Source organism: Vibrio fluvialis, assembly GCF_900460245.1.
GTDB lineage: Bacteria > Pseudomonadota > Gammaproteobacteria > Enterobacterales > Vibrionaceae > Vibrio > Vibrio fluvialis.
The window spans coordinates 370,001-390,694 of sequence record NZ_UHIP01000002.1 but is presented as its reverse complement, the minus strand read 5'-3'; the positions used below and the strand labels follow the sequence as shown (position 1 = coordinate 390,694).

At 51.1% G+C, this 20,694-nt stretch carries 14 protein-coding genes; 13 read left to right on the top strand and 1 reads right to left on the bottom strand.

Annotated elements, in window-relative coordinates:
• Positions 1-5: 5 nt before the first annotated feature.
• The 10 genes from tssK to DYA43_RS16755 all read left to right on the top strand — a co-directional run bounded on the left by tssK (position 6) and on the right by DYA43_RS16755 (position 16,914).
• The gene (gene tssK / locus DYA43_RS16800; RefSeq protein ID WP_020329734.1) at positions 6-1,340 is read left to right on the top strand and encodes a type VI secretion system baseplate subunit TssK; all 1,335 of its coding nucleotides are present in this window, start codon (positions 6-8) and stop codon (positions 1,338-1,340) included.
• Positions 1,341-1,342: 2 nt separating this feature from the next.
• Positions 1,343-2,116 (top strand): type VI protein secretion system protein VasF, encoded by a 774-nt coding sequence (vasF, locus tag DYA43_RS16795; RefSeq protein ID WP_020329735.1) that lies wholly within the window; start codon positions 1,343-1,345, stop codon positions 2,114-2,116.
• A 26-nt stretch (positions 2,117-2,142) separates the two neighbouring features.
• Positions 2,143-4,755 carry a type VI secretion system ATPase TssH gene (tssH, locus tag DYA43_RS16790; RefSeq protein WP_061055962.1) on the top strand — a complete coding sequence of 871 codons (2,613 nt, stop codon included), beginning with the start codon at positions 2,143-2,145 and terminating at the stop codon, positions 4,753-4,755.
• Between the two features lie 2 nt (positions 4,756-4,757).
• Complete coding sequence (locus DYA43_RS16785) at positions 4,758-6,353, top strand: sigma-54 interaction domain-containing protein (RefSeq protein WP_061055961.1); 1,596 nt, start codon at positions 4,758-4,760, stop codon at positions 6,351-6,353.
• Positions 6,354-6,397: 44 nt separating this feature from the next.
• Positions 6,398-7,009, top strand: a complete 612-nt coding sequence (gene vasI / locus DYA43_RS16780) for a type VI secretion system protein VasI (protein WP_081094741.1) — start codon at positions 6,398-6,400, stop codon at positions 7,007-7,009.
• Between the two features lie 9 nt (positions 7,010-7,018).
• Complete coding sequence (gene tssA, locus DYA43_RS16775) at positions 7,019-8,419, top strand: type VI secretion system protein TssA (protein ID WP_061055959.1); 1,401 nt, start codon at positions 7,019-7,021, stop codon at positions 8,417-8,419.
• A gap of 18 nt (positions 8,420-8,437) precedes the next feature.
• Positions 8,438-11,983 (top strand): type VI secretion system membrane subunit TssM, encoded by a 3,546-nt coding sequence (gene tssM / locus DYA43_RS16770; RefSeq protein ID WP_020329740.1) that lies wholly within the window; start codon positions 8,438-8,440, stop codon positions 11,981-11,983.
• Positions 11,984-12,035: 52 nt separating this feature from the next.
• Entirely contained in the window at positions 12,036-13,316 is a 1,281-nt protein-coding gene (gene vasL, locus DYA43_RS16765) for a type VI secretion system protein VasL (protein ID WP_061055958.1), read from the top strand.
• 191 nt (positions 13,317-13,507) lie between these two features.
• Complete coding sequence (tssI, locus tag DYA43_RS16760; RefSeq protein ID WP_177431938.1) at positions 13,508-16,534, top strand: type VI secretion system tip protein TssI/VgrG; 3,027 nt, start codon at positions 13,508-13,510, stop codon at positions 16,532-16,534.
• The gene (locus DYA43_RS16755; protein WP_225869385.1) at positions 16,531-16,914 is read left to right on the top strand and encodes a hypothetical protein; all 384 of its coding nucleotides are present in this window, start codon (positions 16,531-16,533) and stop codon (positions 16,912-16,914) included. Before tssI ends, DYA43_RS16755 begins: the two co-directional genes overlap by 4 nt.
• Positions 16,915-17,022: 108 nt before the next feature.
• Here the strand turns inward: DYA43_RS16755 and DYA43_RS16750 are convergent, their stop codons facing one another.
• Positions 17,023-17,289, bottom strand: a complete 267-nt coding sequence (locus tag DYA43_RS16750) for a DUF3012 domain-containing protein (protein WP_024375407.1) — start codon at positions 17,287-17,289, stop codon at positions 17,023-17,025.
• Between the two features lie 409 nt (positions 17,290-17,698).
• Here DYA43_RS16750 and rbsD point away from each other — a divergent pair, with 409 nt between their 5' ends.
• Genes rbsD through rbsC form a run of 3 tightly spaced genes read left to right on the top strand, consistent with a single transcriptional unit; the run spans position 17,699 to position 20,635 of the window.
• The gene (rbsD, locus tag DYA43_RS16745) at positions 17,699-18,118 is read left to right on the top strand and encodes a D-ribose pyranase (RefSeq protein ID WP_024375408.1); all 420 of its coding nucleotides are present in this window, start codon (positions 17,699-17,701) and stop codon (positions 18,116-18,118) included.
• A gap of 31 nt (positions 18,119-18,149) precedes the next feature.
• Positions 18,150-19,655, top strand: a complete 1,506-nt coding sequence (gene rbsA, locus DYA43_RS16740) for a ribose ABC transporter ATP-binding protein RbsA (protein WP_061055957.1) — start codon at positions 18,150-18,152, stop codon at positions 19,653-19,655.
• Positions 19,652-20,635: a ribose ABC transporter permease gene (gene rbsC / locus DYA43_RS16735; protein WP_020329748.1), complete on the top strand. Its 984-nt coding sequence runs from the start codon at positions 19,652-19,654 to the stop codon at positions 20,633-20,635. Before rbsA ends, rbsC begins: the two co-directional genes overlap by 4 nt.
• Positions 20,636-20,694 lie beyond the last annotated feature (59 nt).

The window sequence follows — 20,694 nt, the reverse complement described above, 5'->3', positions numbered from 1 at the left end:
AAAAGATGTTTGCGCGTAACCGTGTCATTTGGAATGAGGGGCTGTTTATCAAGCCGCAACATTTCCAGCAGCAGCAACGTTATGTGGAGTACCACATCGACGAGCGTATGACCGCTGTCAGCCGTTATCTGTACGGTGTGTCTGAGCTGTCACTCAATCCTGAATATTTATCTTTTGGTCGCATTGCCATTGAACGCGCGGTCGGCATCATGCCTGATGGTACGGCGTTTCGCATTCCTCAGGAAGACGCGATGCCAGATGCCTTAGAAATCGAAGACGCGTCACTCGCTAATCAACTGGTGTATCTGGCGGTTCCGCTGCGCAGTGAATCGCTGATGGAAGTGAACTGGCCGGAAGAAAGAGGCACCGGGCGCTATGTCAGTCGCCGCTTGGAAGTGCGTGACGTGCACACAGTACAGGGCGATACCACGACCATTGATGTCTCGCCAGTGCGCATGCAACTGATGCTGGAAAAAGAAGATCGCAGCTCGTTTGCCTCCATCGCCATTGCACGTATTCTTGAAAAACGTCCGGACGGCAGCGTGGTGATGGATCCGGATTTCATCCCTTGTCACCTCAACGTGGTGGGCAATGCTGCGCTGCACCGTTTCATCAACGAAATGTCCGGTCTGATGCGCGAGCGCGCCAAGAACATTGCGCAGCGTATCAGCTCGCCGTCTCAGGGCGGCGTTGCCGATGTGTCGGATTTTATGTTGCTGCAAGCACTGAACCGCCTACAGCCACAGATGCAACATTTGGCAGAGTTGCGTAGCCTGCATCCCGAACGTTTGTTTGAGTGCCTGGCGTCAGTGTGTGGTGAACTGGCGACGTTTACGGACGAAAGCCGTCTGCCGCCAGCACTGCCAAGTTACAACCACGACATGCCCAGCCAATCTTTTGGCCCCTTAATTCGCAATCTGCGTCAGAGTTTGAGCGTGGTGCTGGAGCCTCGCGCCGTTTCGATTCAACTGGACAAGCGCAAGTACGGCCTGATGGTGGCGCCAGTGCACGATCCGCAGTTGATGGACAGCGCCGAATTTATCATTGCGGTGAAAGCACGGATGCCGCTCGACGATCTGCGTCGCCTGTTTACGCAGCAGACCAAAGTGTCGTCGGTGGAGAAAATTCGCGAACTCATTTCCCTGCAACTGCCGGGTATTCCGTTGATTTCATTGCCTGTGGCTCCTCGTCAGTTGCCATATCACGCAGGTTATACCTATTACCAGCTGGATAAAACCAGCCCAGCTTGGGCGATGCTGAATCATTCGAGCGGCTTTGCGTTCCACGTCGCTGCGGCATTTGACGATCTCGACCTGCAATTCTGGGCGATTAGGAGTTAATCATGGCGTTAAGTAAAAAAGAGACCCAATACAGCAGCTTGCTCTTCGATGACGTGCAGCAGATCAACCATGATCAGGACTTCTGGTTCCAACTGCGTGGCGACAATCCCAATGTGCTGATCGATGCGGCGACGCCGCTGTTTGGTTTGTCACTGCGTGTCCGTTCTTTGGCGGCCTGCGACAACATTGAGCAAATCTATAACCAGACCATTGAAGAGATCAAAGCTATCGAGATTGAGCTGGCTGAACAAGGCTTTGAACACGCGATTCTGATGGCGTATCGCTACATCCTGTGCGCGTTTCTGGATGAAGCGGTGATGGGCACCGAATGGGGCGCATCCAGTGTTTGGGCGGAGCATTCTATGCTGTCGCGTTTTCACAATGAAACGTGGGGCGGCGAAAAAGTCTTCACGATTCTGAGCCGGTTGGAAGGTGAACCCAAGCGTTATCAGGCGCTGTTGGAATTCATTTATCAGTGCTTGGTGTTGGGTTTTGAAGGCAAATACCGGGTGATGGACGGTGGTCAACTGGAACGTGAAAAGGTCATCGCCCGCTTACACGGCGTTCTGGCGAGCCTTGAAGAGGAAGAGCCACAGGATCTCACGCGTGCCACTGACCATGTTGTGCGCGCCAAATATAAACTGAGCCGTCAGTTGCCAATCTGGTCGATTTTTGCCGGTTTTGCCCTGCTGTGGGTAGGACTCTTTCTCGGCTATACCTATTTGCTGCACAGCAAATCAAGCGACGTGTTAAATCAACTCAATCAAATACTTTAAAAAAATTATAAGGCTAGGTAATCGCTGTGATTCGTATTGAACTACCCACTCTGATTTCAAAATTAAACGCCCAAAGCAAGCTGGCCCTTGAGCAGGCTGCCTCTCTGTGTATCGAACGTCAGCATCCGGAAGTGACATTTGAGCATTATTTGGATGTGCTGACGGACAACCCGCTGTCGGATGTGCGCTTGATTCTCAAACAAGCCAATCTGGATCTGGATACCGTGAAACAGGCTTTGGCCGCCAGCTATGCGCGCGAGCAGGTGCTCGATACTTATCCGGCATTTTCACCGCTGCTGGTCGAACTGCTGCAAGAAGCATGGCTGCTTTCTACCACCGAACTGAACCAAAGCGAATTGCGTTCGGGTGCAATTTTCCTCGCGGCAATCACACGCGCTGATCGTTATCTGCCTTTCAAACTGATCAGTCTGTTTGAAAGCATTAACCGTGAAAATCTGAAAAAACATTTTGATGTGATTGTGGCTGATTCGGCAGAAACTGAAGTGAGCAAACCAGCAGCAACCAAGGGTGTTACCAATAGTCTGGAAGGGAACAATTCGCCGCTGACCAAGTACTGCACCAACGTGACTGAACAGGCGCGTAATCAAGAACTGGATCCGGTGCTGTGTCGTGAGAACGAACTCAACCTGATGATTGACATTCTCTGCCGCCGCCGCAAAAACAACCCGATTGTGGTCGGGGATGCGGGTGTCGGTAAAAGTGCCATGATTGAAGGCTTGGCGCTGCGTGTGGTCGCAGGCACCGTGCCGACACAGCTCCAAAACGTTGAGCTGCTCTCGCTGGATCTCGGTTTGCTGCAAGCGGGTGCTTCGGTGAAAGGGGAGTTTGAGAAACGCTTGAAAGGCGTGATCGATGCGATTAAGAGCTCGCCAAAGCCTGTCATTCTGTTTATCGATGAAGCGCACACCTTGATCGGCTCCGGAAATCAGGAAGGCGGCAGTGACGCGGCAAACTTGCTGAAACCCGCTTTGGCGCGCGGCGAACTGAGCACCGTCGCGGCGACGACGTGGAAAGAGTACAAAAAATATTTTGAAAAAGATCCGGCATTGACGCGCCGTTTCCAACTGGTGAAGTTAGAAGAACCGACGATTCACCAGGCGGTCGACATTCTGCGCGGCCTCAACAGTGTGTATGAAAAAGCGCATAACGTGTTGATCACCGATGATGCGTTAAAAGCGGCGGCGGAATTGTCTGCTCGTTATATCTCAGGTCGTCAGCTGCCGGATAAAGCGATTGATGTGCTGGACACCGCTTGTGCCCGTATCGCCATCAACATGACCACGCCACCCAAACGTCTGGCGCTGCTCGAAACTGCGTGTCACCAACGTCAGTTGGAAATTGACATGCTGGAGCGCGCGCAATACCTCGGTCGGGAAGTCGATCATGCTCGTCTGGATGAGCTGCGCACTCAGGAACTGGCGGACGAAGCGGAAAAAGCCTCGCTGACCGCAAGCTGGCAGCAACAAAAAGCACTGATTGAGTCGATCATCGCTCTGCGAGCGGAACTGATGGCCATGTCGACGGCAGATGATTTGGATGAGGACGCACGCTCTGCGCTGCAGGCGGATCTCGCAGCGCAATATCAGGCACTGGAGGCAATAGCGCACCATGAGCGTTTGATGCACCCACAGGTCGATGCAGAGCAAATCGCCGAAGTCATTGCCGACTGGACGGGCGTTCCGGTTGATCAAATGAACACCGATGAGCTGTATAAAATTACCCACCTGACGGACATTCTCGGCGCGGCAATCAAAGGTCAGGACACTGCGATTGAGCGTGTCCATCGCCATCTGCTGACGGCACGTGCGGATCTGCGTCGTCCGGGACGTCCGAAAGGCGCTTTCTTGCTGGTGGGACCCAGTGGCGTAGGGAAAACCGAAACGGTGGTGCAGCTTGCCGAGCAGCTCTACGGTGGTAAGCAATTCCTCACCACCATCAACATGTCAGAATATCAAGAGAAGCATACAGTTTCACGTCTGATCGGGTCGCCTCCTGGCTATGTGGGCTACGGCGAAGGCGGCATCCTGACCGAAGCGATTCGCAAAATGCCATATTCCGTCGTGCTGCTGGATGAAGTGGAAAAAGCCCACCCTGAAGTACTGAACATTTTTTACCAAGCGTTTGATAAAGGTGAACTGGCCGATGGCGAAGGACGCTTAATCGACTGCCAGAACATTGTGTTCTTCCTGACATCGAACCTTGGTTATCAAACCATCGTTGATTTTGCTGACGATCCCAAAGCTCTGGATGAAGCGCTGTACCCAGAACTGGCAGCATTCTTTAAGCCAGCTCTGTTGGCGCGTATGGAAGTCATTCCATATATGCCACTCAACAAAGAGATTCTTGAGCTGATCGTCAAAGGCAAACTGGCGCGTCTGGAGAAACTGTTCCGTGATCGCTACAACGCTGAGGTGGTGATTGAAGATCGCTTGATTGAAGAGATCTTAAATCGCGCCACGCGCAGCGAAAACGGTGCACGCATGCTTGAAGCCATCATTGAAGGTCAATTGTTGCCGCCCGTATCGCTGGCGCTGTTAAATAAACTGGCGGAGAAGCAACCGGTACATCGTATTCATCTTGATGCGCAGGACGGTGAATTCAAAGGAGAGGTAGAGTAATCATGAGTAACTGGCTCGCTTTCACCGCCGATCTGGTGGGCCTTCGAAAGCCGCACCAGCTGGCGACCCGGTTTGTTGACATCATTGCAAAGGAGCTTGGGCTTTCAAATGCAATGCTGTTGATGCCCAGCTCCGATGGTCGTCTATTGGTTCCTCATGATGAACGTCTGACCTATTCGTGGGCAGTAACGGATTTTGATAATCCGTTTGCTCATGTACTGCAATCGTCGAAAGCCATGCATCTGACCGCAGAAGAGCTGGTGTTCTGGCAGTCAAACCGCACGTTTGGCCAACTGGTGTCAAAAGTGGGAATGTTTGATTCCGTGTGGATTCAACCGTTGCCGATGGGACATCGTCATGTGCAATCGATTTTGCTGCTGATTGGCGAAAGCCATGTGGTGGCGAACATTTTCCAGGATGAGGGATTCCTTAAATTCATCGATGTGTTCTCGCAGCAGTGGTCACTGCTGCATGACATGGAGCGTGAAGAGCAGAACCGCCGCGTGCTTAAAGAGTCGCTGTGTGACATTCAGCGTGACTCCGTGCAGCGTGTGTTGGTGAGCGATCTGTCACGCAAACTGATTGGTGACAGTGAGGTCATGCAGAAGCTGCGTGAACAAATCGTCAGTGCAGCCAGCTCTAATCTGTCGGTGATGGTACAAGGCGAAACTGGCACGGGTAAAGAACTGGCAGCCGAAGCGGTGCACGATCTTTCATCACGCAAACATTCGCCGTTTGTGGCTATTAACTGTGCCGCCATTCCGGAAAACCTGCTTGAAAGTGAACTGTTTGGTTACTGCAAAGGCGCCTTCTCCGGTGCAGACAGTGACAAGCAGGGGCTGATCGCCCAAGCCAACGGCGGCACTCTGTTTCTCGATGAAATTGGCGATATGCCGCTGGCGTTGCAAGCGAAGTTGCTGCGGGTTCTGGAGTCAAAAACCTTCCGCCCGGTCGGGGGCAAACAAGAACTGACATCAGACTTTCGCTTAGTGTCGGCAACGCATGTCAACTTGTTGGATCAGGTGCGCCGCAAAGCGTTTCGTCAGGATCTTTACTATCGTCTGTTCCAGTATCCGATTACCCTGCCGCGCCTTGCTTCCCGTCTGGATGATGTGGATCTTCTGGCGCAGCATTTTGTGCGTGTGTTCAATCAGCAGCATGGCAAAAACATTCGCGGCCTGCACTACAGCGCGATCGATTGCCTTAAACAGCATGATTTCCCGGGCAACGTCCGTGAACTCAAGCACTTGATTGAGTTTGGCTGCGCGCAAACGGCCGATGGTACGCAGGTTGAAGAGCACTGTTTTACGCACCGCATTGCTTCCATAGCGATGCTGTCGCCAACGGTGTCCGCTCACGACGAGACAATCATTCCGCAGGTTAATCAACCTCAGGCTCAGCACACCAGAGCGGCGGCTGATCACAACTACTCGGTGATTAACGATCTCAAACAAGCACTGAGCGACTTTGAAGAAAAAATCATTCGCGAACGTCTCAACCATTTTTCGGGTGACCGCGCCAAAGCGGCGCAGAGCCTTGGTATTCCTAAGCGCACGCTGGCATACAAATGCCAGAAGCTGGAGATCAAGGCGTTATGACAAGATCGCTATATACACTTTCTGGGGCCAGTTCACTGCTGCTGATGTTCTCGGCTTCTGTATGGGCTCAAGAGTCCAATGAGTTAGTGACGCAGGCTGAGCAGTGCCGCGTCATCTCGGGGCGACTAGAGCGTTTGGCCTGTTTTGACCGCGTTTTTCAGACACCCGTGGATGAAGTGGTGATCGCACCTAAGCAGAACGTGCCACCTTCTTGGCAGCGAGCCATGCAGGCTGTCGCTGGCAGTGAAGCGGCGATGGTGTTAGTGACCGAAGGCGAAGGTAAGGGCAGCAACGCTTGGGTTGCTCTCAGAGCACTCAATCGCACCACACCGTTTGAGCATAATGCAAAACCCGTACTGATGGTGAGCTGCATTGATAACCTGAGCCGCGTTGAACTGGCGCTGCCAAGCAGTGTGGAAGATGCACGCATTCAGATATCGGTGGCCAATGCACAGCCGGAGTATCTGCGCAGTGATGATAACGGTGTCCTGATGTCGTCGGCACGCGGCATTCCCGCCATTGAAATGATGAAATCGATGGCAAGAGAACCGCGTCTGGTGCTGCGCTCCAACTCACCATTTGCGGACGGTTTGCAGTTTGATGCGAGTGAACTTAACGACGCGTTGTCGGCACTGCGTGAACGCTGTGGTTGGTAGGAGGCCTGAATGGAAATAACCGAATACCGCCGCTGTGTGGCACAGCCGATTGCTGGAGATAATCCGGTCGGTGAACGTTTGATTGACGATCCCCTGTTTGACTTCATTGAAGATCAGATGATGAAAGTCGGCTCACTGTCGCATAGCAGCGTGCAGTGGGACGAAGTGGAACACAGTGCGCTGAAATTACTGCAGGACAAGACCAAAGACATCAAGCTGATGGTGTATCTGCTGCAATGCCTTCACAACCAACTTTCGCCTTCCCGTTTTATTCTCTCATTTGAACTGATGAGCGATTTTATGGCGTCTTTCTGGGAAGAAAGTTACCCCGCACCGGGCAAGCGCGGCAATCTGCCAAGACGCAAATTTTTCAGTCAGATTGCGCAGCGTTTTTCGATGGCGACGGAAAAAATCGATTTTAATCAGTTTGATGCGCAGGACCGCCAAGCATTAGGTGAGGCGGTGGATGCGTGGAAAAAAATCATTGAAGCGCAAGGGCTGAGTTCGGATGTGGTCGAAGCGGTCGCTCGCTCGGTTCAGAGTGAACTGAATAAAGTGGAAGCGCGTCAGCAAGCCGAGCAGCAGCAAACGGCCAAGCCTGCAGATACGCCGCGCCCGACCACGGCCAACTCAGCCTTGTCGGTGGATAATTCCAGTGACAAAGCGGCCAAGCAAACGCTGCTCAAAGTCGCGGATTTTCTTGCTGAGCAGGAGTTTGGCATTGCGCTGTCGATTCGCCTGCGCCGTTATGCCGTTTGGGGTTCGATTACTACGCTGCCGGATCACAAAGCCGACGGTGAAACCATGCTGCGCGGTATGCAGCAAGATCGAATTAAAGATTATCAGGACCAGATGCGCCATGCGGATCTGACACTCTGGCGCAAGGTCGAGCAGAGCCTCACGCTCTCCCCGTACTGGTTTGACGGCCAACTGATGAGTTTCACCATTGCGCAAAACTTGGGCAAAGAGAGCTGGTGTCTGGCTATTACTGAAGAAACGCAACAATTTCTCGCCCGAATGCCTTCGCTGCTGGAACTCAAATTCAAAGGGGGCGAACCGTTTGTCTCCGACAGCGTGAAGGAGTGGCTGGCATCCGGCAACGGCTCGACTGGCGGGCAAAGTGTGGGCGGTGATTGGCAGGAAAAGCGCAAAGAAGCGATGGCTTTGGCTAAGGAAGGCGGCATCGCGGTCGCCTTGTCGATGCTCAATGATGGCCTAGTGGCAGCCACGGAACCGCGCGACAAATTTTACTGGCGGATGCTCTCTGCCGATCTGCTCAACGCCAATCATCTCGATGCGATGGCGAAAGAGCAGTACCAAACTTTACATAATCAAGTCACCACCATGCAGGTCACCGATTGGGAGCCGTCGCTGGTGGAACAACTAGAACGATATACAACGTCAGAGTAAACGAAGGACACAATTCACATGTGGAAATTTATTGTTGGAATAGTGAGAAAGCTTAAGCCAGGTATGGTGGCCGCTTTACCGATTTTGCTATTCACCACGTTCATTTTACTGAACGTCGCAATTTGGTGGGCGGGCCCTTGGCTAGAGGTTTCCGGTCACAAGCCGCTCGAGTCTGTGGCTGCTCGTGCTGTCGCAAGCAGTTTGTTTACTCTGGGCGCATTCGCCGTTTGGGGCTTCTGGCAATGGCGTAAACTGCAAGGCTATAAAGCGCAGCAGAAACGTGATGAGCAACTGCGCCAAGACCCGATTCAGCTGTTCGAAGAACGTCAGGAAGTCGAACTGAATCAGGTCATGGTCAACATGAAGCAGAACCTCAATAAGCGCAATTATTTGTATGCGCTGCCGTGGTATCTGGTTTTGGGGTTAGAAAATGCAGGCAAAACCAGCCTGATCAACCGCTCCGGCCAGAAATTCGTGTTCTCTTCAGTGATGCGTGCTTCGGGACAAAAAAGCGAAAACCCGTACTCGTTCGACTGGTGGATCGGCGATGAATCGGTACTGATTGACCCGGATGGTGAGCTGCTGACTCAGGGCAATCGCAGTGAAGACAACGACGGTGCGATGGAGCGCCGTTTGTGGCTGCATTTTGTCAACTGGCTGGACAGAACCCGCAGTCGCCGCCCGCTGAACGGTATCGTATTGGCGTTGGATGTGTCGCATTTGGCGACGGCGACGGCATCGGAGCGTAAAGCTTACGCCAGTTTGCTGCGTGCCCGTCTGCGTGAGTTGATGGAAACACTCTCAACGCGTTTACCAGTGTATATTGCGCTGACCAAGCTTGACCTTCTGTACGGTTTTGAACCGTTTTTCAAACACTACACTAAGAGCCAGCGTGAAGAAGTGCTGGGCTTTACTTTCTCGCTGGATTCAATTGATAACCTGGATCACTGGTTGGAAGAGTTTGCCAAAGAATACGCCGAGTTTGTCGAGCGTATTAATGGGGTACTGCCACATGCGGTATCGGCACCAATGTCGCTGGATGAACGTAATGCCATCTACAGTTTTACTCGCCAGATCTCCGGTTTGAAAGAGATCCTGACACAGTTTTTCCAAGATGCCTTGGCGAGTGATCAGTTCTCCACCTCGGCACTGGTGCGCGGGGCTTACTTTACTTCGGTGTATCAGCAAGGTGTACCAACCAACGCATTCGATGATGCGGCGTCTCGCCGCTACGGCCTGTCGCATGCGATCAATACTGCTCAGCACGCGAAAAACTCGACCATCTATTTCACCCAGAAACTGTTCAGTAACATCATTTACCCGGAAGCCGGACTGGCTTCGGATAACTTTCGGATTGCGCGCCAAAAGCGCCGCTTGATCGCGTTGTCGTTTCTCACTTGTTCAATTGCGACCGTTTTGCTTGCGGGGACATGGCATCGCAACTACCTGGCTAACATTAAGCATTCCGATGCGGTTCTGGCTAAGGTCAACCAGTACAAAGATCAGTATCCGTCCAATGTCTATCTGGCGTCGCAAAAGGATGTGCTGGAGCCGCTGAACAAGATTCGTGAAGCCACGTTGGAATTTGGTTTCTTCCGTGAAAAACCCCGCTTTATTTCTGACTTTGGCCTCTATCAGGGCCATACCATCGGGCCGATGGTGGAAGCGACGTATCTGAACCTGCTGGAAAGCCGCTTTCTGCCTCTTTTGATGGCGGACGTGGTGGTCGATCTGAATCAGGCGCAGACGGATGAAGAGAAGCTGGCGGTGCTGAGGGTGTATCGCATGATGGTGGATAAAAGCGGTCGCTATAAAGATTACGTGATGGATTACTTCGCGAAACATTGGCAGCAAGAGTTCTCGGGCCGTCGTGAAATTCAGGAGGAACTGCTGGGTCACCTCGATTACGCCATGCGTCATACCGATCTGGCAGGCGAACGTGAACGCGGTGACAAAGTCGCGAATCAGGTGATGAAGCCTTATGATAAGACCATCGCGAAAGTGCAGAGCGATCTGGGTTCGATGCCAAACGACCAACGCGTCTATCGTAACCTGAAGCTGAATGCGCAAACGGTGCTTGGCCCAGCGATTAACCTGCGTAATCTGGTGGGGCCGGTATTTGATGTGGTGTTCGAAGAGCGCGTGATGAACAGCAGCACGCTGTATATTCCGCAGATGCTCACCAAGCGCGGCTTTGAAGATTACTTTATGCCGCAGTCTGAATCGGTGTCGGAACTGGCATTGATCGACAGTTGGGTATTGGGACAGTCAAAGTCGGCGCAATTCAGTGAAGCGGACAAGCAAGCGCTGCGCGATAAGATTCGAAATCTGTATGTCGCGGACTACACCAACACCTGGCGTGCGGCGTTAAATGAAATCGACATGAAATATTTCAGCGATATCAACGACGCCGTCACGGTGTTAGACAACCTGACTGGCAACATTGAACCGCTGCAACGTCTGCTGCGCACACTCGACGACAACACCAAGATGTTTGCCGCGCTGCCAAAAGACGATAGTGCTCAGAAAGAGCTGCTCAAGAGTCCCAAATATAAAGTGGCCTCGATGATCGAAGCGCCGTTCTCTGATTTGAACAATATGATCAAACCGGTTGGAGACAAGCCTGCGTACCTCCATGAAGTGTTGGCATCGGTGGAAGAGCTGAAGAACTATCTGAAATCCATTCAGGATGCGCCGGATGTTGGCATGGCAGCGCTTGATGCAACCAAGGCTCGAGTGAAGCTCGTCAACGCGGACCCAATCTATACCTTGAAGCGCATCTCTTCTGGCTTGCCAAAACCGCTTGATACGATGGTCGCCAAACTGGCGGATGAGAGCTGGTATGTAGTCAAGCAAGAGGCAATCAAACATCTTGAAGTACGTTGGCATGAAGATGTTTATAAGACATTTGAAGAGAAACTGGCGGGTCGTTATCCGTTTAATACGGCATCGAAAAAAGATGCGTCACTGGAGGATTTTGAATCCTTCTTTGCACCAAACGGCACGCTGGATAGCTTCTACAACAATCAGCTACGCATGTTCATTGAAGAGAACATCGCTGTGAATAACGACGATACCTCACAGTCGATCATTCGCAAAGATGTACTGAGTCAGATAAAACAGGCGCAGAAAATCCGTGAAGCCTTCTTTAACCGCAAAGGCATTCTGGATGTCAGTTTCTCGGTTGAGCCTCTGCGTCTGAGTGGCAACAAACGCCGCAGTGTACTGAATGTCGACGGCCAATATCTGGCATACAGTCATGGCCCACGCGATAGCGTGGAGTTGATCTGGCCAAACACGTTGCGTGACTCGGCGGTATCGAAAGTGACTCTGGTTCCGACCAAAGCCAACATGTCACCACGCAGCATCAACATTCAGGGACCATGGGCATTCTTCCGTCTGCTTGACCAGGGAGATGTGGTGGCTGCGAGCACCACGTCAGTGGACTACAAGTTCGCGGTGGATGGCGGCGATATGATTTACCGCATCAACTCAGAAGCGGATGCCAACCCGTTCACAGAACGTTTGTTCAGATCGTTCAAGCTATCTAAAACCTTGTATTAAAAAGTAAAGGAGCGGGGAAACTCGCTCCTGTTTATTTAGGACGCAGTCGTAAATGTCCAACATTTTATTTATTGATAACGCTTACTATCGTCTGACCAATGACATCGATGCCATTCGCCAACTGGATGTCTATCAGAAGATCAGAGATGAAATTAACCGTCGTTTCAATCCGTTAGCGGGTGGAACCGATTGGGAAGCCGTGCGCGAATCTTGCGATGTTTTGGCAAAGAGTGCCGGGCTGGATCTGTTGATGTGTGGCTACTTTGCGGTCGCCAATCTTAAAACGGTGGGGTTGGCTGGCTACGCCAATGGTTTGGAGTTGCTGAGCGTCTGCTTGAGCAATCAAAGTAAGCCGGATGTAAAAACCGCCAAGATGCGTAAAGAGGTCTTGGATTGGGTCAATGCCCGTGTGGTTCAGGAACTCAAAGATCTTAAGCCTAACTACGAATCGCTACGCGACTTATATCGTTGCGAACGTTTTTGCGAACGTATCCATCATCAGCTTGAGCGTCAGCAACCGGAATATCTGGTGGATTTCGAAGGGGTCGGGTTTGCGCTTTTTGAACACATTGACCGCATCGAAACGCAATATCACAGCTTAGTGAAACGCCAACATCAGCAGGCCTTAGAAGCCGAACCTCAGGTGCTGCGACGCGTGCATCGCACGCGATTGTCGCTGGCCTTTGTTACGGGCTGTGTTTTGTCTGTGGGCGCGTTGTGGGGATATCAGGTGATCCCGTGGTTTCACACCAACGATTACGCCACGCGTGTTGAGGTCGCGACGCTCAGCAGCGACGATGCGCGTAGTCATTTTCAAATGTCCGCTTCTGAACACCAAATCTCTCGTTGGAAAAGCGATCTGGTACCACTCTATGAGCGGTCGATTATGCAAAAAAGCGCAATCTCAATGGAACAGAGCAAGCGCGAAGCGATGCATGAGATGGCAACACTACGCACACTTTATCCAGACGATGATCAAATCAAGGCAAGCGATGAAGCGTTCAATGCAGAGCAGCGGGCAGCATTGGAGCAAACCGAACTGTTTGTGCAGCGATTTGGCGAAATTCGCACCAAGATGGCCAACATTGCTCTGTTAGCCAAGCGAGAAAAATGGAGTGATTTACAGCGTCAGACTAAATCGTTGGAAGATTTTGCCGTGAGTTTATCGCCAGTGTATGGGCGGGTCGACTATGTACAGAATCTCATCAAGCAGGGTGAGATGGAATCGGCGCGCAAAGAGCTGGAGATTCTGAAAACCCGTCTCAACAATTTGAGCTGGACGATGGCTCAACTGGAAGAATCGTTGAGTGGGCAACCAATAGTGAAACAGTGAAACAGTGAAACAAGACCAAGAAGCAAGAAGTTGCGATAAAAGCAGCTTCTTGCTTGGAGCTGGCAGATAGTTGCCCTAGTGAGTAAAAATCTCAATTTAACTCTTTGAATATCAATAAAAACAAACTGGCACTGAGCTTGCTGAATATCCGGCTCATAAAGTGAAGTCAGTGACGTAATAGGAATGGCAGGATGGCGACGTTAAAGTATCAGTTTCATGTGGAAGGTCTGGAGGACGACACGCTGGTGGTGCGTGGGTTCGACGGGCAAGAAACGCTTTCCAGCGAACGCATCAATGGGCAACCGTGCCACGGTTTTCGTTATCAACTGGAGCTCGCCAGTCGGCTTGCCAATTTAACGCCGGAGATGGTGGTGGATAAAGCCGCGGAGCTGACGCTCTATCGCGACGATATGCTGGTTCAGCGCGTGAACGGCATCGTACGCCGCTTTACGCAGGGCGATACCGGCCATCACCACACCTTCTATTCACTCACGTTGGTGCCTGCTTTAGAGCGTTTGTCTCTGCGCCACAACAGCCGCATCTTCCAACTCAACACCGTGCCGGAAATCCTCTCCATTCTGTTGCAGGAAATGGGCATCAACGACTACGCCTTTGCGCTGACTCGCGACTGCGCGCAGCGTGAATTCTGTGTTCAGTACCGTGAAACCGACCTCGATTTTTTCCATCGCCTGGCGGCCGAAGAAGGGCTGGTGTACAGCTTCATTCATGAAGAAGGCAAACACACGCTGATATTCAGCGACGCCTCAGAGAGCCTACCGAAACTCGGCGAGCCAATCCCGTACAACACGCTGGCGGGCGGCATGATTGAATCGCCGTATATCTCGGCGTTGAGCGTGCACACCCAATCGGAGGTGAGCCAAACGGCGCTGCAGGATTACAGCTTCAAAAAGCCGGCGTACTCGTTTGCCCAGCAAGCGGTCGGGACCGAAATGGCGTACCAGCAGCCAAATTACGAACATTTCGATGCGCCGGGGCGGTATAAAGACGATGTCAGCGGTAAAGCGTTCAGCCAGATCCGCCTTGATTACCTGCGCCGCAACGCGCGCACCGCGACGGGTAAAAGCAACCAGCCGCTGCTGCGTCCGGGGGTGAAGTTTGACCTACAAGAACACCTTGATGACACCTTAAACCGAGATTGGTTGGTGGTGAGTGTCACCAGCCAAGGCACTCAGCCTCAGGCGCTAGAAGAAGCGGGCGGTAATGGCGCGACCACCTACGCGAACCAATTTTCGCTCATCCCGGCGCATCGCACCTGGCGCGCCACACCGCAAGCCAAACCTCAGGTTGATGGCCCGATGATTGCCACAGTTGTAGGCCCGCAAGGCGAAGAGATCTTCTGTGATGAACACGGCCGCGTAAAACTGTATTTTCCGTGGGATCGCTATTCCAACGGTGATGAGCACAGCTCGTGCTGGGTGCGCGTCTCACAAGGTTGGGCGGGCAGCCAATACGGCATGATTGCCATTCCGCGCATCGGTCATGAAGTGATTGTGTCGTTTCTCAATGGTGATCCCGACCAACCGATAGTTACTGGCCGTACCTATCACGCCACTAATACCGCGCCATATGCGCTGCCGGACAACAAAACCAAAACCGTGCTGCGCACCGAAACCCATCAGGGGCAGGGCTATAACGAACTCAGTTTTGAAGACCAAGCGGGCAGCGAACAAATTTACCTGCACGCGCAGAAAGACTTTGATGGCCTGATTGAAAACGACCACACCAGCGTGATTAAGCACGACAAACACCTCACGGTGGAGAACGACCGCTTTACCCAAATCAAAAACAATCAGCATCTGACGGTGGGTGGAGAAAGCCGCACCAAAATCGTGGCTGACAGTAGTATTGAGATTGCTGGCGCTTCACAAAACAAAGTCGCTAAACTGATTGCTGTGCAAACCGGGCGTGAAATTTCACTGAAAGGTGGCACCAAAATTGTGGTCGAAGCCGGTGCAGAGGTTACCTTAAAGGCAGGAGGAAGCTTTGTTAAGGTCGACGCTGGTGGCGTCCACCTTTCAGGATCCGCGATTAACCTTAATGCCGGTGGAAGTGCAGGCAGTGGGAGCAGTTATGGCGGCAAGTCGGCCCTGTTAGCGAAGGACCTTGTCAGTTTGGAATCGCCAGCAGAATTGCAACAGGCAGCGATTCAATCCACGCAAGTCGCTGGTGAGGCAAATATCGTGACTGTGTCTGAACTGGTGGCTCCCGTCTTAGGCGAGGGCGCTCAACAGCAGAGCGCATCATCTCAGGCGGCATCGGGTTCAGCGGTAAATTCAACGCAAGCCGAGAACGACGTTGAATCAACGAAAGAACCTAGATTGAAGTCTGATTTGTTGAAACCGTCCGAAACGCTCAATAAATTAGCGGACCGTGAAGTTGCTTCCTACAAAACGGGTTCAAAGGGTCAAGAAGTTGAATCGATTCAGAAAGCACTGATAAAACTGGGGTTTGATCTCGGTACCTACGGCGCAGATGGCAGTTTTGGCAGTACTACGGAACGTCAGGTCAAAATGTTCCAGCAAAGCTATACACCGTCCCATTCGACACATCCCGACTATAAAGTCGGCAAGACTGATGGCATTGTAGGTCAAGGAACCTTGCTGGGCTTGGATGAGGCGTTGATTGATGGGTGGGTCTACAAGCATGAATGCAAGTTAATGATCAATTTTGAATTCATTAAAGAACTGGAGGGTGTTAAAAAAGATGGCTATGTTCCTGATGTTAAAAATAGTAGTAGCGGAGTAACTATCGCATCCGGTTTTGATCTTGGTGCTAGATCTAAATCAGATTTATTGGCTCTGGGACTGCCTCAAACATTAGTTGATAAACTCACTCCTTATCTAGGATATAAAAAGGACGAGGCTGTAGAATTTTTAGCTAAAAATCCATTGTCAGTAAATGAGCAAGAGTTAGAACTGCTCATTTCTAAAGTCAAAGAGTCTGAAACGAGACGTATTGTTGACCTGTATAACCGGACGTCAAAAACAACCAAGTTTGAATGCTTACCTTGGCAAGCTCAAACTGTGATTGCTTCTGTTTCGTATCAATACGGCTATCTACCATCAGAAACAGAGAATTTTTGGAAACAAGCGATCGAACAAGACTGGTCTGCAATGTTCAATAACTTAATGAAATTTGGTGATAAATATCCAACTCGCAGAGAAAAAGAAGCTGGATTAATCAAGGAAATAAAATGAAAAAACTGCTTTTAGTCTTTCTATGGGGGGTTACCTATTGTGCCCAAGCTTTTCCTACAAATGAGGTATATGCGCATTTGGATATCACCTCCTTTAACAGTTCTTTGGTGCAAAAAGCAGCTCAAGGCCAGAAACACTTTTCAGATCTGAAAATACCTAATCCTGTTATATCTAAAGACACCATTCTTATTGAAAGTGAGTATTGGAAGTACGAGATGCAGTTTGTAAAAGAAGATGATAGCGGGATACATGTTTGCTTTGTCGATAAAGCTAAATGGGGATCATACGATGCTCAAACGCCTATGATCATTCGAAAATATGCAGATGACTACGTTGCCATTAAAATGAATTCTGATGTTTGTGAAGACTTTGCCAAGTAGGTTTGGCTTTCCTTGTTATAGGCAGCTCCTGAAATCATCTGTCGTACTAGAAATGCAGTAAAAAATCAGGCCACACGGCCTGATTTTTTATTACAGAATGATCTGAACTTATTGAAAGATGCAGTGCTTAGCGTAGGAGGTGGCTTCGTTTGCGGTCCAGTCGCCTTTTGGTTTGGCATCCATACTTTCACACCATTGTGGTGTTCCGATCTCTTCCTGGAACAAGCAGTGCTTCGCGAAATCGACGGCGTTTTGCGCGCTCCATTCATTCTTTGGCTTTTCACGCATATCCTGACACCAGCCCGCGCTGCCGACCTCATTTTCACACGCGGTTAGGGCGAGTGCGCTTAGCATGACCAGTGCAATTTTCTTCATCATAAACAATCCTTTTCCGCTGCAAGTGCTTAATGCGCGCCACTATACCCAAATTGGTTGAAGCTTTGTTAAATCTAGGCCAAATATCTGCGCTCGACCAGACTTTATCGGATGGAACAATGGCGCACTTAAATGCATGTGAGTGCTTATAGGGCAACCGATGTCGCACCACTGTTGGCGACTAAAGAATGGCCTTGATGATAGAAAACTCAGTGATCACTCTCACCCTTTGCAGGCGTTGTGAATCGATTTCGGAGATCGAACTCACACTCTGATTTTTACCTTAGTGCAAATCAACAAACTTGCGTTAGGATTTCATCGAAACGTTTCGATGGGTGTTTTTTCTTACTTTTCTGCCCCAGAAAATACTCGGAAAAATTCGAACGTGAGCGAACACGAAGGTAAAACGATGAAAAAAAGTACTCTACTCAACGCCGACCTCTCTTACCTGGTCGCGACGCTTGGTCATACCGATGAAATCACCATTTGTGATGCGGGTTTACCGATTGCTGATGAAACACAACGTATCGATTTAGCACTGACTCATGGTGTTCCAAGTTTTATGGACACTGTGCGCGTGATTTTGTCGGAATCACAAATCGAAGGTGTGGTAATGGCCGAAGAATTTGCCAAAGTCAGCCCGGAACTGCACGCCGCGTTGCTTAACGAGCTGAAAGCGGAAGAAGCACGTTGCAACAAATCCATCGCCATCGCTTACGTCTCTCACGAAGAGTTCAAAGCTCGTACTCATTACAGTCGCGCTGTAGTGAGAACCGGAGAATGCACGCCTTACGCAAACGTGATTTTCCAAGCTGGAGTGGTGTTTTAACGCCGCTCTTAAACTCGATTGAGGACTGACTATGACTCAACCAATTCTGGCTCTCAGCAACATTGAAAAAGCGTTTCCGGGCGTGAAGGCGCTGGATAAAGCGAGCCTGAACGTCTACCCGGGACGCGTGATGGCGTTGATGGGCGAAAACGGCGCAGGCAAGTCGACGCTGATGAAAGTGCTGACAGGCATCTACACCAAAGATGCAGGCTGCATCGAGTATCAGGGCCAGCCAACCAGCTTTAAAGGTCCGCGTGATTCGCAACATGCGGGCATCAGTATCATTCACCAAGAGCTGAACCTGATCCCGGAACTGACGATTGCTGAAAACATCTTCTTGGGACGCGAGAAAACCAGCGCGATGGGACGCATTCTCTGGTCACAGATGTATGCCGAAGCCGACAAACTGCTGGCACGTCTGAATGTCAAACACAGTTCAAAAACTCTGCTCGGTGATTTAAGTCTCGGCGAGCAACAGATGGTGGAAATCGCCAAAGCGCTGTCGTTTGAATCCAAAGTCATCATCATGGATGAACCAACGGACGCGCTGACCGACACGGAAACCGAATCACTGTTTAGCGTGATCAATGAATTGCGTGCGCAAGGTTGCGGCATCGTTTACATCTCGCATCGTCTGAAAGAGATCTTTGAGATTTGTGATGACATCACGGTGCTACGTGATGGCAAATTTATTGGCCAGTGCCGCGTGGCAGATACCAATGAAGATGGCCTGATCGAAATGATGGTTGGCCGTAAGCTGGAAGAGCAGTACCCGCGAGTGGAAGTTAAGCACGGCGATGTTTGTCTGGAAGTGATTGGTCTGACGGGTTCGGGCGTCCACGATGTCAGCTTTACGCTCAAACGCGGTGAGATTCTAGGTATCTCCGGGCTGATGGGCGCAGGCCGCACGGAGCTGATGAAAGTGATTTATGGCGCGCTGCCTTCTGAACGCGGCGTGATCAACCTCAATAACAAAACCATTAATCCGGTAAGCCCGCAGGACGGACTGGCGAATGGCATCGCGTATATCTCGGAAGACCGCAAAGGCGATGGCTTGATCCTCGGTTTGTCGGTGAAAGAGAACATGTCGTTGTGCGCGCTCGATCAACTGACCAAAGGCGTGCAAATCCAGCACAGCGATGAAGTGATGGCGGTGGAAGATTTCATTCAGCTGTTCAACATCAAAACGCCAAGTCGCGACCAAATCATCGGCAACCTTTCTGGCGGTAACCAACAGAAAGTGGCGATCGCCAAAGGACTGATGACGCGTCCAAAAGTATTGATTTTGGATGAACCGACTCGCGGTGTGGACGTCGGTGCGAAGAAAGAAATCTACCAACTGATCAACAAATTTAAAGCCGATGGCATGAGCATCATTTTGGTGTCTTCTGAAATGCCGGAAGTGCTGGGCATGAGCGATCGTATTCTGGTGATGCACGAAGGCCGCATCAGCGGAGAATTTGATGCTAAAGATGCCAACCAAGAAAATCTACTGGCGTGCGCCGTTGGCAAAACGCTGAACGAGGAAGCAGCATGAGTACTAAGACCATGACGAAACCAACCCCGACAGGCGGCAGAAAGCTGCTGAGCAAAGAGTGGCTGATTGAACAAAAATCATTGATCGCACTGCTGTTTTTGATAGTCGTCGTATCATTCTTGAACCCGAACTTTTTTACCGTCGATAACCTGTTGAACATTCTGCGTCAGACATCAGTAAACGCGATCATCGCCGTGGGTATGACGCTGGTTATCCTGACCGCAGGCATCGATCTGAGCGTGGGCTCGGTATTGGCATTGTGTGGCGCGTTTGCTGCCAGCCTGATTGCGATGGAAGTGCCAGTGTTAGTGGCAGTACCTACAGCGCTGCTGGCGGGCGCGGTACTTGGTGGTATCAGTGGCATCATCATTGCCAAAGGGAAAGTACAGGCGTTTATCGCCACGCTGGTCACCATGACTTTGCTGCGCGGTGTCACCATGGTGTACACCGATGGCCGACCAATTTCGACCGGTTTTACCGATACCGCTGATGCCTTTGCCTGGTTTGGTACAGGTTATGCGCTGGGTATTCCTGTACCTGTTTGGCTGATGGTGGTGGTGTTTGCGGCGGCTTGGTATCTGCTGAACCACACGCGCTTTGGGCGTTATGTGTATGCGCTGGGCGGAAACGAATCAGCGACGCGTTTGTCCGGTATTAACGTGGATCGCGTCAAGATTGGTGTGTACGCCATCTGTGGTCTGCTCTCAGCGCTGGCTGGCATCATCGTGACTTCACGTCTCTCTTCTGCTCAACCTACGGCGGGGATGGGATACGAACTGGATGCGATCGCGGCCGTAGTACTGGGCGGCACCAGCTTAATGGGCGGTAAAGGTCGCATCATGGGCACTCTGATTGGTGCGTTGATTATCGGCTTCCTGAATAACGCATTGAACCTGCTCGATGTGTCTTCTTACTACCAGATGATTGCAAAAGCCGTCGTGATTTTGCTCGCGGTACTGGTAGACAACAAAAACAAGTAAACAGTGAAACCACCGGGTTCAGGATTCCTGACCCGGTCCCCTACAATAAAGGACGATGA